The organism is Phytohabitans aurantiacus, assembly GCF_027923225.1.
GTDB lineage: Bacteria > Actinomycetota > Actinomycetes > Mycobacteriales > Micromonosporaceae > Phytohabitans > Phytohabitans aurantiacus.
In genome coordinates, this window is sequence record NZ_BSDI01000043.1 from 1 (window position 1) to 13,414 (window position 13,414).

General features: G+C 70.1%; 10 protein-coding genes. 5 read left to right on the forward strand and 5 right to left on the reverse strand.

Annotated features, from left to right (window positions below):
- Positions 1–335 precede the first annotated feature (335 nt).
- The 5 genes from QMG73_RS33000 to QMG73_RS33020 form a co-directional block, all read right to left on the reverse strand.
- Positions 336–1,289, reverse strand: a complete 954-nt coding sequence (locus QMG73_RS33000; protein WP_281902280.1) for a hypothetical protein — start codon at positions 1,287–1,289, stop codon at positions 336–338.
- A gap of 11 nt (positions 1,290–1,300) precedes the next feature.
- Positions 1,301–3,874 (reverse strand): AAA family ATPase, encoded by a 2,574-nt coding sequence (locus QMG73_RS33005; RefSeq protein ID WP_281902281.1) that lies wholly within the window; start codon positions 3,872–3,874, stop codon positions 1,301–1,303.
- Complete coding sequence (locus QMG73_RS33010) at positions 3,871–5,022, reverse strand: exonuclease SbcCD subunit D (protein ID WP_281902283.1); 1,152 nt, start codon at positions 5,020–5,022, stop codon at positions 3,871–3,873. Before QMG73_RS33010 ends, QMG73_RS33005 begins: the two co-directional genes overlap by 4 nt.
- A 16-nt stretch (positions 5,023–5,038) precedes the next feature.
- Positions 5,039–6,784: an ATP-binding protein gene (locus QMG73_RS33015; protein WP_281902285.1), complete on the reverse strand. Its 1,746-nt coding sequence runs from the start codon at positions 6,782–6,784 to the stop codon at positions 5,039–5,041.
- A 66-nt stretch (positions 6,785–6,850) separates the two neighbouring features.
- Complete coding sequence (locus QMG73_RS33020; protein ID WP_281902287.1) at positions 6,851–7,594, reverse strand: pyrimidine reductase family protein; 744 nt, start codon at positions 7,592–7,594, stop codon at positions 6,851–6,853.
- Positions 7,595–7,767: 173 nt separating this feature from the next.
- Between QMG73_RS33020 and QMG73_RS33025 the strand changes: the two genes are divergently transcribed.
- The 5 genes from QMG73_RS33025 to QMG73_RS33045 all read left to right on the forward strand — a co-directional run bounded on the left by QMG73_RS33025 (position 7,768) and on the right by QMG73_RS33045 (position 13,331).
- Positions 7,768–8,313, forward strand: coding sequence for a plasmid pRiA4b ORF-3 family protein (locus QMG73_RS33025; RefSeq protein ID WP_281902288.1), 546 nt, complete (start codon positions 7,768–7,770; stop codon positions 8,311–8,313).
- 345 nt (positions 8,314–8,658) lie between these two features.
- On the forward strand, positions 8,659–9,969 hold the full coding sequence (locus QMG73_RS33030) for an ABC transporter substrate-binding protein (protein WP_281902291.1): 1,311 nt from the start codon (positions 8,659–8,661) through the stop codon (positions 9,967–9,969).
- A 203-nt stretch (positions 9,970–10,172) separates the two neighbouring features.
- A complete protein-coding gene (locus QMG73_RS33035; protein ID WP_281902361.1) occupies positions 10,173–11,048 on the forward strand; it encodes a carbohydrate ABC transporter permease in 876 nt (291 codons plus the stop codon).
- Positions 11,049–11,061: 13 nt separating this feature from the next.
- Complete coding sequence (locus tag QMG73_RS33040) at positions 11,062–11,925, forward strand: carbohydrate ABC transporter permease (RefSeq protein ID WP_281902293.1); 864 nt, start codon at positions 11,062–11,064, stop codon at positions 11,923–11,925.
- Positions 11,922–13,331, forward strand: coding sequence for a GH1 family beta-glucosidase (locus tag QMG73_RS33045; protein WP_281902295.1), 1,410 nt, complete (start codon positions 11,922–11,924; stop codon positions 13,329–13,331). Before QMG73_RS33040 ends, QMG73_RS33045 begins: the two co-directional genes overlap by 4 nt.
- Positions 13,332–13,414: the final 83 nt, after the last annotated feature.

Below are 13,414 nucleotides of genomic sequence, written 5' to 3' on the forward strand. Positions count from 1 at the left end.
GTCCGAAACCTAGGCCAGGCAACGGCGTGCCCCAATCACCAACCCGACCCCAACCCACACATCGGGGCGAAGAGCCGTGCATTCGCCCTTGATCCGCGTGCGGGGCGTGGCGAGACGCCGTCACGGGCGGGCGGCGGCGCCGGGGAAAGGACGGGCGCGGGCTGGGTTGCCCCCTCTTTCACCCACCTGCGGGTGGCCCGCAGGGACAGCGCTTCTTGATCGGCGCGCAGAGCGACACTGGCGCGGCGCGGGGGAGGGGGCGGCCGAAACCGGCGGCCGCGCGCGGCCCAAGCAGCGCGGGCGCCGGCGCGGTGGAAGAGGGGAGGAGGGTCGAGTTAGGAGAGACGGGTGGAGGCTAGGGTCAGGGCGCGGTGTAGCAAGCGGGCGTCGCCCAGTAGGCCGCGGAGGCGGCGCTCCAGGCCCGCGATCGGGATCAGGTTCTGCGGGGCGCGGGGATCCTTGTACGCCGTGGAGGCGAAACGAGGGAGCGTGACCACGGACAGGTGGGCCAGCTCCACCGCCTGCGGCACCGTCAGGTCGGGAGAGCACTCGACGCGGACGATGCCGGCCCACGGTGCGCCGCCGGCTCCCGGCAAGCGCAGGTACCAGGAGTAGCCGCCCCACGCGGTGCCGAGGCGGAACACGGGCGAGCGCTGCCCGGGGCGGAGCGCGGTCACGATCCCGGCGAGCGCGGGCGGCAGGTACTGGCTGTGCTGTGTCTTGATGTAGCCGATGGTGCGCGGAAGTTGGCGCCTGTTGCGCAGTGGCCCGTCGACGACCAGCAGGTCGCCGTCGGTGCGGGCGCTGCCGGATACCTCGATTTCCAGCGCGGTCAGCGGACCCTGTACCGCCGCGGGCAGCTTGCTCAACTCGCCCGAGCCGCTCACCTTCCGCAGTTCGTACCTGATCTGCCCCGCCACCATGTCACTGGCCGACGGGCTGGCGGTGAACAGGCCGCGGGCGACGCGCGCGCCGGCCAGCTCCGCGGCGCCTCGGCGGAGGTCGCACCGGACGACGCCGGCGGCGTAGGAGGCGGCCAGGCCGGCGTACGAGGAGCCGTCGGGTTCCTCGGTCCACAGGCCGGCGTCGATGCGGCGTACGCCGTCGACGAGGAGCACGACGTCGGGCGCGACCAGGCCGGGCGGTGGGGTCAGTGGGCGCCATTCCGCGGCGTCCAGCTCGACGGAAGGGTCGACCTGCGCGCTGCTGGGAGAGGCGGGACCGCCATCGTCGGCCGCGAACGACGCCCCATACGACGGATCCCACGTGTCGACAAAGACCCGGCTCATAGGACCTCCGGTCATAGGCCCATGCGTTCTACGCGGGCGGAGCGGGCGTCTTTTCGGACCTCGAAGCGTACGGGCACGCGCTCGGCCAGCGCGCTCACGTGGGTGACCACGCCGACCATGCGGTCGCCGCGGGCCGCCAAATTTTCCAGGGTGGCCGCGACGGTGTCGAGGGTGGCCGCGTCGAGCGTGCCGAATCCCTCGTCGAGGACGATCGACTCGAGGCTGGCCGCGGTGGTGGACAGGCCGGCGAGCTGCTCGGAGAGGGCGAGCGCGAGGGCCAGTGACGCCTGGAACGTCTCGCCGCCCGACAGCGTGCGCACGCCTCTGCGCAGTCCCGCGTCGTGGTGATCGACGACGTAGAAGTCACCCTTGTCGTGCACCAGCTCGTACTGCCCGCTGGACAGCTCGCGCAGGATGCCGGAGGCGCCGTCGACGAGCAGGTCGAGCGCCTCTTCGAGCAGCCACCGCTCGAAGTTGTTGGCGCGCAGGTGGCCGGCCAGCGTCTTGGCGACCTGGACGGTGCGCTCGTGGCCGGAGCGCTGCTCTCGCAGCTCCGAGGCCTGCGCGTGCCGCTCGGCCAGCCGCTCGTGCGCCCCCTCGGCCCGCTCGACAGCAACGGCCGCGGCCCGCAGAAAGTCGGCCCCACCAACGCCCCCCAGGGAAGCCGCGCCAACGCCACCCAGGGAGGCGCCGCCAACGCCACCGAGGGAAGCGCCGCCAGCAGAAGCCCGCCCAGCGCCAGGCACAGGCAAGCCCGCGTCGGAGAACAGCGCTCCGATCCGCTCCGCCAGCGCGCCGACGGAATCCTGCGCCTCCTGTACCCGAGCCGCCGCGCTCTCGCGGAGCCCGCGCCGTTCGGAAGCCAGCGCGGACGCCCACTGCGCCAGGGCTGCCCACGCGGCCACCACGTCGTCGCGGTCGGCGGCCGGGGGAGCGAGCGCGGCGACCTGGTCGCGTGCCCGGTCGAACGCCTGCCACGCGGTGCGCACCCCGGCGTCGGCCGCGTCGGCGCCGGCTTGTGCCCGGCGCTGCGCCTCGCGGGCGGCGCGCACCGCGGCGCCCGCCTCGTCGAGCCGTGCCTGCATGGCGGCCAGTGCCTTGAGCTCGCGGCGCAGCGCGTCGGGGCCGGGCGAGCCGGTGAGCCGGGCGGCCAGTTCGGCCAGTCGCCCGGTGAGCTGATCGTGCTGCGCGCGGGCCCGTTCGACCGTGCGGTCGAGCTCGCGCAGCGCCTTGTCGCGAGCGGTCACCGCGGCCTTGGCGTTGTCGGCCGCGGTGCGCGCGGTCTTGCCCGCCGCCTCCGCGGCGGTCACCGCCGAGCCGGCCGGCATCGGCGGCACGACCGGCACCGGCTGGGCGCACACCGGGCACTCGTCGCCGGCTTCCAGGTGCGCGCGCAGGGCGGCGGCCCGGTCGGCGGTCTGCGCGTCCTGGTACGCCCGGCGCGCCTCCTCCAGGTGCTCGATGGCGTGCGCCTCGGCTGTGCGCGCCCGCTCCAGCGCGTCGACCGCGGCGGCGTGCTCCTGCGAAGCGTCGGCCAGGGAGGAAGCCAGCGCCGCCGCCTGCCCGGCCAGCTTGTCGTGCTCGGCGTGCGCCTCCAGGAGCAGGCGGAGCGCGGCGGCGTCGGACGCGCCGGCCAGCTCACCGCGCACCTTCTCCTCGCGCTCCTCGGCGTCGGCCACGGCGGCCGCCGCGCCGGCGAGCGCCGCGCGCGCGGTCGCCACCGCGCCGGCGACTCCGGAGAGGTCGCCGGGGGGCGCCAGGCCCGAGAGGCGCTTCAGGTCGGTTTCCAGGCCGGCGAGCGCCGCGCGGGCGGCGTCGGCGTCGCGCTGGGCTTCCAGCAGCTCGGGTACTGCCGCGTCGACCGCCTTGGCCAGATCGCGGGCCGCCTCCAGACGCTCCGCCGCCGCGGCGACCGCCTCTTCGTCGGCGTCGGCGAGCCCCTGCAGCACCTGGTCGACCGTGCCCAGCTTGGCCTCGGCCTGCGTCGCCCGGGTGGTGGCCTGCTTCTGGATCGTCTCGTAGACGTCGAGCCCCAGCAGGTTGACCAGGATCTGCTGCCGGGTCGCCGGCTTGGCGTGCAGGAAGTCGGCGAACTGCCCCTGCGGCAGCACCACGCAGCTCGTGAACTGCTCGTACGGCAGCCCGACCGCTTCCAGTACCGCCTGGTCCATCTCGGTGGGCGTGCCGGCCAGTACCTCGCCGAGGTCGTCGGGGGTCATGCCGGTGTCGAGCTTGGTGGGGTCGAACCCGGGCGGCATCAGCTGGAGCCCGGCCCCGCTCGTGGAGACCCGCCCTTTGCCGTCGCGTCGCACCACCCGGGTGGCCACGTATCGCGCGCCGGCGGACTCGAACACCAGCCGCACCCGTGCCTCGGACGACGACGGCGCGAGGGCGTTGGCGATGCCGCGGCTGGTGCCCCAGCGCGGCACCTGGCCGTACAGCGCGAAGCAGATGGCGTCGAGCACAGTGGACTTGCCGGAGCCGGTGGGACCGATCAGCGCGAAGAAGTCGGTGTCGGTGAAGTCGATGGTGGTCTCGTCGCGAAAGACGGTGAAGCCCGCCATGTCGAGCCGGACCGGCCTCATGTGGACACCTCCTCGTAGAGCTCGTCGAACAGCTCCTTGACACCCTCGTCGGCGTGACCGCGGCTCTCCAGGTAGTCGGCGAACAGCTCGCGCGGTGATCGGCCGGCCCGCTGCGCGGCGCGCGCTCCGGGTGCCTCGGCGAGCTCGCGCAACAGGTCCGGATCGATGCGGACCTCCAACGCCTTGGGCAGCAACGCCTGTACTTCCTCGCGCAGCCCCGCCCGCGGCATCTCCCGTACGAACACGCGCAGCCAGCCCTCACCAGGGTCTACTTCGGACAGCTGCGCGAGCGTGCCTCGGACCGTGCGCAGCGGCGTGGCCGCGGTGACCGGCACATCGCGTACCCGGGGGGCCGTGTCGGCGGTGACCTCGACGATCGTGACCGAGGGTGCGTTGTCTTCCTCGCCGAAGTCGATGGCGAGCGGGCTGCCGCTGTATCGCACGTGGCTGGACGCCACCACCTGCTGCGACCGGTGCAGGTGGCCGAGCGCCACGTAGTGCGCGTTGCTCGGGAAGACGGTGGACGGCACCGCGTATCCCATCACGGTGTGCGCCTCGCGCTCGCCGCCGCCCATCGTGGCGCCGACCACGGTCAGGTGCGCGGTGACGAGGTTGACGGTGCCGGAGCCGAAGCCAGCACAAAGGACGGACAGCAACCGTCCGATGTGGTCGGCGTACGTCTGCGAAGCCTCGGCCGCGGTCAGCTCGTACATCTCGGCGGCTCGTATGGCGTACCGCTGCGACAGGAACGGCAGCGCGACCAGTCGCCAGCGCTCTCCGCCCGCGGTCTCGCCCTCGATCAGGTGCTCGGCGGCCGAGTCGCGGACGGTGCCGCGCAGCGACACCCCGGCGGCCTCGGCCCACGGGCGCAGCGCGTCGAGCGTGGGCCCGTTGTCGTGGTTGCCGCCGATCGCGACGACCTGGGCGCCGGTGCTCCGCAGCGCGGAGAGCGCCCGGGTGACAAGCTTTGTCGCCTCCGGCGACGGCGCCGCCGTGTCGTACAGGTCGCCGGCCACGATGACCAGATCGGGCCGCTCGTCGCGGGCGATCTCGACCACCTGGGCGAGGACGGCGATGTGCTCGTCGACTCTGGACTGTCCTTTGAGGACCTTGCCGACATGCCAGTCGGAGGTGTGCAGGATCTTCATGGTGGACCCCCCGAAATCAGAACGGAATCTCGTCGTCAGGGCGGCCGCCGACCACGGCGAAGGGGTCGGCCGACTGCACGATCGAGCGGAGTGTCGCGGATGGCGCCTGGCCCGCCTCGGAGACCCGGGTCGCCCACGCGGGGAAGGGGAACTCCAGGCACAGCGGCACGGGGATGTCGGGCTGGTTGACGAACATGGTGCCGGGCTTGGCGAGCAGCGCGCGCTGGCGCTGTGCGGGCGGCAGGAAGCCGTATTCGGGGCGGGACGCCTCGGCGGGGTCGAGCCGCCCGACGACCCGGATCGCCGAGTTGGTGACGATGCGCCGCTCGACCTCGCTGGCGGTCTGCTGCGCGCCGATCAGGATCACGCCGAGCGACCGGCCGCGCTCGGCGATGTCGAGCAGCACCTCTTTGATCGGCGACGAGCCCTCTCGCGGCGCGTACTTGTTGAGCTCGTCGAGCACGACGAACAGCAGCGGTTTCGCGGTGCCCGCCTTTTCCTTGCGCTCGAACTCGGTCTTGAGCGTCACGCCGACCACGAAGCGCTGCGCGCGATCGGGCAGGTTGTGCAGGTCGACGACCGTCACCTGGGCGCTCTCGGCGGTGTTGACCGCGTGCGGGCGCCGGGTGGCGAGATCCCCGCGAATCAGCCGGGCGAGGTCTTTCTTGCTCGCGATCAGCCGGCGGGCGAACGCGTTGACGGTGCCGATGTTGATGGCGCTGCCGGCCCACGTGTGGCGGGTCTCGTCGTCGGTGAGCTGCTCGACGATGTGGTCGACGAGATCGGGGTACGAGTGCAGGCTGGTGCCCTCGACGACCACGCCGCCGTCGGTGGACGTCGCGGCGCGCGCGAGGTGCGCGGTGACCGAGTGCACCACCATCGTGTACTGCTGGCGCTCGTCGTCGGCGTCGGCGAAGACGTACGGCAGGAGGCGCTTTTCGCAGAACTCGCCAAGCGTCCAGTAGAAGCTGTCGACGCCGGCGAGGCGGCTGCTCACGTCGGGTGAGCCCGACGAGTCGCCGGCCCGCGGCGGGGCGTAGACACGCACGTCGGGGAAGGCCGTGGCGGGCAGGCCGAGCTTGGCGTACGCGGCGGTGGTGGCGTCGTCGAGCCGGGCGTTGGGGTGGTCGAGGAAGAGCAGGTCTTCGCCCTTGACGTTGAAGATGAGCGCCTTGGCGTTGACCGCGTCGCCGCCGAGGACGCCGGAGCGGAAGACCGAGTACAGCAAAAACGTGGCGAAGCTGGTCTTGGTGGCCACGCCGGAGATGCCGGAGATCGACACGTGCGCGCCGCGGCTGCCGTCGAGGAAGTCGGCGTTGAGGTAGACCGGGATGCCGTCTCGCCCCGTGCCCATCGGGATGCGCTTTTCCATGCGGTCGAAGTGCAGCGCGGCCGCGCGCGCGTCGCCCTGTGCCCGGTGCACGATGGCGCCGGGGGAGGGCGGCACGTACAGCTCCGGGTCGACCCGCGTGGTGGTGATCTCGGCGGCCTCCTGCACGAGTGCGGGCAGCGTGCCGTCGGCGATCGCGAATACGTCGGAGTCGAACTGCGCACCCTCGTGCCGCGCCCGCACCTGCGTCACCACGCCAGCGATCGTGACCGGCTCGCGGTCGGGAAGCTCACGCTTGGTGACGACCACGTCGTCGAGCTGGAGGTAACTCCCCGGCGTGACCGCGGTCCAGAACTGCAGGGGAGTGGCGTCGGCCGTGCCGAGCACCCGGCCGACCGGCTCACCGGGCGCTTGTGTCTCGCTGTCTGCCACGGATCTCATCGTGCCTCACGGGTACGACGCCGTCCCGTGCGACTCACCTGTGCCGGTGTGCCACGTTCACCGATCGAGGCCGTATCGCGTCAGCAGCGCGCCGTCCGCTATCAACGCGTGACGGAGAGTGAAGTCCTTCGGTGGTGTGGGGGCGCCGGCCACGATGCGCCCGGCGCCGGGTCCGGTCACGAGCGGCGAGATCGTCAGACACACGTCGTCGACGAGGTCTTCGGCGAGCAGCGCGCCGAAAAGGTGCGGGCCGCCTTCGGAGAGCAGGTGCGCGAGGCCGCGTTCGCGCAGCCTGGCGAGGGCCGCCGACAGGTCGACGCGGTCGTCGCCCACCGTGAGCACGTCGGCGACGGGTTCGAGCAGCGCGCGGCGGTCGGCCGGCGCGCGGCCGTGCGTGACCACGATCGGGCGGACCGGGGCGTCGGCGAACGCCGCCTGCGCCGGGTTGAGTTCCAGGGCGCCCGAGACGACCACGAGCGTCGGGTATTCGGACATCCCGCGCGCCGTACGCCAGGCCCGCCGTTTCTCGTCCAGCCGGAGCGCCCGGTACCCCTCGTGGCGCAGCGTGCCCGCGCCGACCACGAGCGCGTCGCAGAGCATCCGGAGCAGGCCGAACACGCGCTTGTCGGAGCCGCTGGACAGCCCTTCCGAGTACCCGTCCAGCTCGACCGCGCCATCCACGCTGGACACGAAGTTGACCCGCAGGTCAGGGCCGGCGCGGTGGGCGTACAGCTCGGTGAGGGCCGCGTCGTCGAGTGGTGCCGCGTCGGGGTCGGGCCAAAGCCGGGCGATATCCATCATTCCCCCGCTGGACCCGTGACAGGTGGGGTCGGTTGCGGGGTACGGTGCTGGCAGTCACACCAGCTCCGCCCCCGGCACTCCTCGTGACGCTTGGCCCGGCAGGCCCTGCAAATCATGGGGAAACCCTACGGAATGGGAGACCGGAACCCTACGGAATGGGAGACAACAACGCCATGCCGCGCCAGATCTACCAGCTCAAGGTGACGCTCGCCGATGTCCGGCCGGCGGTGTGGCGGCGGGTCCTCGTTCCCGGTGGCTACACGCTCGACCGCCTGCACCGCGTGATCCAGTACTCGATGGGCTGGCAGGACTACCACCTGCACTCGTTCGACGTCGACGGCGTCCAGTACGGCGAGCCGGATCCAGACGGCGAGCTGGCGCTGCGCGACGAGCTCGACGTCCGTCTCGACGCCATCGCGTCCAAAGGCACCCGGCTCGGCTACACGTACGACTTCGGGGACTGGTGGGAGCACGAGATCGTGGTCGAAGACGTCTTCGGCGCGGAGCCCGACGAGCGGTACCCGGCCTGCGTGGGCGGCGCGCGGGCGTGCCCGCCGGAAGACGTCGGCGGCGCGTTCGGATACGCGGAGTTCCTGGCAGCGGTCCGCGACCCCGCACACCCTGAACATGAATCGATGCGCCTGTGGATCGGCCGGGCCTTCGATCCCGCGGCCTTCGACGCCGAGAGAATCAGCACGCTGCTGCGCCGCTTGGCGTAAGCGACTTTTCGTGTTAATAGATCGGTTTCCCGAGACCGTTTGACCGGTTTTGTGGGCGTTTTTTGGGGCCCCTTCACCCCTTCTGTTCTCTAATTCCGACTTCGCCCCTGCAGCGAGTAACGAAATGGGAACGCTCCCACTTGGGTCTTGACACCCTAGAAACGCCCCGGCAATCTCATGGGAGCGCTCCCGGCGGTGGTGTGGTCAGGACCACACCGGGCACCGTGTGGCGCCAGACACGCCGTCCTTCGCGGCTGCGTGCCGCACTTTTCGTGCGGTCGCGACGTGACGGCGGGGCACCGGCACACCCCCACCACACACATGACGACCTGAGAGGGGTCAGGGATGAGCGTTACGACGCGCCGGCGGTTTGCGGCGGTCGCGCTCGCTTCGGTCGCGGTACTCGCCGTGACCACCGCGTGCGGCGATGACGGCGACGAAGGCAGTTCCGGCAATGAGCAGATCAAGCTCACTGTCGACATCTTCGGTGAGCAGGGCTTCGGGTACGACGAGCTGATCAAGAAGTACGAAGCGGACCACCCGAACATCAAGATCGAGCAGCGTGGCAAGGGCATGGGGCTCGGTGACTACAACACCCGCCTCACCCAGTGGATGGCCTCCGGTGCCGGTGCTGGCGACATCGTGGCGCTCGAAGAGGGCACGATCGTCCAGTTCAAGGCCCAGAAGCAGAACTTCGTGAACCTGGGCGACTACGGCGCGGCTTCGCTGGAGAGCAACTTCCTGCCCTGGAAGTGGAACGACGGCAAGGCCGGCGACCAGATCCTCGGCCTCGGCACCGACGTCGGCAGCATGGCGATCTGCTACCGCAAGGACCTGTTCGAGAAGGCGGGCCTGCCCACCGATCGCGCGGCCGTGGCACAGCAGTGGCCGACCTGGGACGCGTTCATCGAGACCGGCAAGAAGTTCCAGGCGAAGAGCGGCAAGGTCAAGTTCGTGGACGCCGCGACGAACACGTACAACTCGATCCTGATGCAGACCGCCGGTAACGGCACTGGATACACGTACTACGACAAGTCCGACAAGTTCGTGCTCAGCTCGAACCCGGACGTCAAGACCGCGTGGGACCTGACCGTCAAGGCGATCGAGGCCAAGCTCTCCGCCGGCCTCCAGACCTTCTCGGACCCGTGGGCCACCGGCTTCAAGCAGGACCAGTTCGCCATCGTCACCTGCCCCGCCTGGATGACCGGTGTCATCAAGGGCAACGCGGGCGACGCGGCCGCCGCCAAGTGGGACATCGCGAAGGCGCCCGGCAACGGCGGTAACTGGGGCGGTTCGTTCCTTTCGGTGCCCAAGCAGAGCAAGCACCCCAAGGAGGCCGCTGAGCTGGCCAAGTTCCTGACCACCCCCGAGGCGCAGCTCGAGGCGTTCAAGGCGCTGGGCAACCTGCCGTCGTCGCCGAAGGCTCTCGAGGACCCGACGCTGTTGGCCAGCAAGAACGACTACTTCAGCAACGCGCCCACCGGCGAGATCTTCGGCGCCGGCGCCAAGGACTTCAAGCCGGTGTACCTCGGCCCGAAGAACCAGGCGGTGCGGGACGCGGTCGAGAACGCTCTCCGCAGCATCGAGCAGGGGCAGCGCACGCCGGCCCAGGCATGGGAAGACGCGCTCAAGGCCGGTGAAGCAGCCTCCAAGTAACGGAGTGCCTGCGAGAAAGCAGTGAGGGTGGCGCCGGAACTCACCGGCGCCACCCGCCGCGCGACCCGACCGGCCCGGATCGGAAGGAAGCCCCGATGACACCCAACACCGCGGACCGCACGCGCCGTGGCCGGCCCGCGCACAGCCACGCCCAACCCCCACCACCACGCAAGGCCCGCGGTACCTTCGGCACCCGGCTCGACATGAAGACGTCGCCGTACCTGTACGTCGCGCCGTTCTTCGTGATCTTCCTGATCTTCCAGCTCTATCCGCTCGTCTACACGTTCTGGGTGTCGCTGCACAACCAGCCGCTCGGCGGCGAGGGCGAGTTCGTCGGCGCGGACAACTTCACCGCCCTGATGAAGGACGAGCAGTTCTGGAACTCCGTCTACAACACGCTCGGCATCTTCGTCGTCTCGACCGTCCCGCAGCTGCTGATCGGCCTCTACCTGGCCAACGCGCTCAACCGGAAGCTTCGGGGGCGCGGCTTCTTCCGGATGACCATGGCGGTGCCGATCATCACGTCGACCGCCGCCGTGGCGATCATCTTTGGCCAGATCTACAACCGCGACTTCGGCATCGCCAACTGGGTGCTCGGCTGGTTCGGCGTGGAGAACATCGACTGGCGCGCCACCAAGTGGGCGTCCTGGATCGCGATCTCCACCATGGTCGACTGGCGCTGGACCGGATACAACACGCTCATCTACCTGGCCTCGATGCAGTCGATCCCCAAGGACCTGTACGAGTCGGCGGCGCTCGACGGCGCCTCGGCGCGCCGCCAGTTCTGGCAGATCACGGTGCCGATGCTGCGCCCGACGATCATCTTCACGGTGATCATCTCCACGATCGGTGGCCTGCAGCTCTTCGCCGAGCCGTTGATGTTCTCCTCCGGCTCCGGCAACTACACCGGCGGCACGCTGCGGCAGTACCAGACGGTGACGATGTACCTCTTCGAGAACATGTTCACCCGGTTCAACCTCGGGTACGCCGCGACCGTCGCCTGGGCGCTCTTCCTGCTGATCGTGATCGTCGCGTTCATCAACTACCTGCTGACCCGTCGCATCGGCTCGGCGAAGTGAAGGGAGGCCGGTGATGGCCCGCAAGCCCAAGGCCGAGGGCGCCGCGTCGCGGCTATGGAAGGCCAGCCCGTTGACCTTCGTGACGCTGATCGCGGCCGCGATCGTGTCGTTCTTCCCGTTCTACTGGATGGTCGTCATCGCGTCCCGCACCAACGACGCGATCGGCAGCGTCCCGCCGCCGCTCACACCGGGCGGCAACCTCTTCGACAACATCGGCCGGGTCCTCGACAACGAGAACGCCGCGTTCGTGACCGGCCTGACGAACTCGCTGATCATCTCCACGGTGGTCACGGTCGCCGTCGTGTTCTTCTCGTCGCTGGCCGGGTTCGCGTTCGCCAAGCTGCGGTTCCGCGGCCAGAACGCGATGCTGCTGATCATCCTGGCGACGATGATGGTGCCCGTGCAGCTCGGCCTCATCCCGCTGTACCAGATGATGGTCAAGTTCGGCTGGCAGAACCAGCTCCAGGCGGTCATCGTGCCGTCGCTGGTCAGCGCGTGGGGCGTGTTCATGATGCGCCAGTACGTGAGCCAGACCGTGCCCGACGAGCTGATCGAGGCGTCCCGGGTGGACGGCGCCTCCACCTGGCGGATCTACTGGAGCATCGTGATGCCGGCGCTCCGCCCGGCCGCGGCGGTGCTGGGTCTGTTCATCTTCATGCAGACCTGGAACGACTTCCTCTGGCCGCTGACGGTGCTCCAGGACCCCGCGAATCCCACCGTGCAGATCTCCCTGCGTAGCCTGAACCAGGCGTACTACACGGACTACTCGCAGGTCTTCGCCGGTACGGCGCTCGCAACGGTGCCCCTGGCTATCGTGTTCATCCTGTTCGGCCGTCAGATCATCAGCGGCATCATGGAAGGTGCGGTCAAAGCGTGACGAACGACCAGTCCGAGCTCACAGATCCGATTTTCCCGGCGGACTTCCTCTGGGGTGCGGCCACCGCCGCGTACCAGATCGAGGGGTCCGCCGCGGAAGACGGGCGCGCACCGTCGATCTGGGACACGTTCTGCCGGACGCCCGGCAAGGTCCGGAACGGCGACACCGGCGACGTGGCATGCGACCACTACCGGCGCGTCACCGAAGACGTGAAGCTCATGGCGGAGCTCGGACTGCGTTCGTACCGGTTCTCGCTCTCCTGGCCGCGCATCCAACCCGGCGGCTCCGGGCCGGCCAATCAGGCGGGCCTGGACTTCTACAGCCGGCTGGTCGACGACCTGCACGAGCACGGCATCGAGCCCTGGGTCACGCTTTACCACTGGGACCTGCCCCAGGCACTCGAAGACGCCGGCGGCTGGCCGGCGCGCGAAACCGCCGACCGCTTCGCCGAGTACGCCGAACTGGCCGTCGGCGCGCTCGGTGACCGGGTGCGGTACTGGACGACGCTCAACGAGCCGTGGTGCTCGGCGTTCCTCGGCTACGGCTCCGGCGTGCACGCCCCGGGTCGCAGCGACGGCGCCGACGCGGTGCGAGCCGGGCACCACCTGATGCTGGGCCACGGGCTCGCGGCGCAGGCCATCCGGGCGTCACGGCCGAATCTCGAGGTGGGCGTCACGCTCAACCTGTACGCGATCTCGCCCTTGACCGGCTCGCCCGCCGATGCGGACGCCGCACGCCGCATCGACGGGCTGGCCAACCGCTTCTTCCTCGACCCGATCCTGCGCGGCGAGTACCCCGCTGACGTAGTCGCCGACCTGCGCGACGTGACCGACTTCGCGCACGTCCGCGACGAGGACCTCGCGGTGATCTCCACGCCGCTGTCCGTGCTGGGCGTCAACTACTACAGCCGGTACGTCGTGGGTGCCCCGCCCGAGGGGGAGGAGCCCGGTCCGCACTGGCGCAAGCCGTCCACCTGGCCGGGCAGCGAGCACGTCACGTTCGGCGACCGGGGCCTTCCGGTCACCGACATGAACTGGGAGATCGACGCTCCCGGAATGGTCGAGGTGCTGACCCGGGTGCACCGCGAGTACCCGGAGCTTCCGCTCTACGTCACGGAAAATGGTTCGGCGTTCATCGACGAGGTCGTCGACGGTGAGGTGCACGACGCCGATCGGCTCGCCTACTTCGATTCCCACCTGCGGGCTTGCCACGAGGCGATAGCCTCTGGCGTGCCGCTACGTGGATACTTCGCGTGGTCGCTCATGGATAACTTTGAATGGGCTTGGGGATATTCGAAGCGCTTCGGCATGGTCTATGTCGACTACGAGACTCAGGCCCGAATCCCGAAGTCGAGCGCCAAATGGTACGCCGCGGTGATCCGAAACAACGGTTTGGTCGCACAATAGTTGTGGTCAGCCACTATGGAGGGGCCGGGGCAACGGACCCCACCAGGTACCGGCACCGGCCCGCCCGCCGTCCGAGGAGCACA

What these genes read in the sequence shown, in the direction of transcription:
- QMG73_RS33000 (WP_281902280.1), bottom strand. Translation starts at nt 1,289, where the DNA reads ATGAGCCGGGTCTTTGTCGACACGTGGGATCCGTCGTATGGGGCGTCG.
- QMG73_RS33005 (WP_281902281.1), bottom strand. Translation starts at nt 3,874, where the DNA reads ATGAGGCCGGTCCGGCTCGACATGGCGGGCTTCACCGTCTTTCGCGAC.
- QMG73_RS33010 (WP_281902283.1), bottom strand. Translation starts at nt 5,022, where the DNA reads ATGAAGATCCTGCACACCTCCGACTGGCATGTCGGCAAGGTCCTCAAA.
- QMG73_RS33020 (WP_281902287.1), bottom strand. Translation starts at nt 7,594, where the DNA reads ATGATGGATATCGCCCGGCTTTGGCCCGACCCCGACGCGGCACCACTC.
- QMG73_RS33025 (WP_281902288.1), top strand. Translation starts at nt 7,768, where the DNA reads ATGCCGCGCCAGATCTACCAGCTCAAGGTGACGCTCGCCGATGTCCGG.
- QMG73_RS33030 (WP_281902291.1), top strand. Translation starts at nt 8,659, where the DNA reads ATGAGCGTTACGACGCGCCGGCGGTTTGCGGCGGTCGCGCTCGCTTCG.
- QMG73_RS33035 (WP_281902361.1), top strand. Translation starts at nt 10,173, where the DNA reads ATGAAGACGTCGCCGTACCTGTACGTCGCGCCGTTCTTCGTGATCTTC.
- QMG73_RS33040 (WP_281902293.1), top strand. Translation starts at nt 11,062, where the DNA reads ATGGCCCGCAAGCCCAAGGCCGAGGGCGCCGCGTCGCGGCTATGGAAG.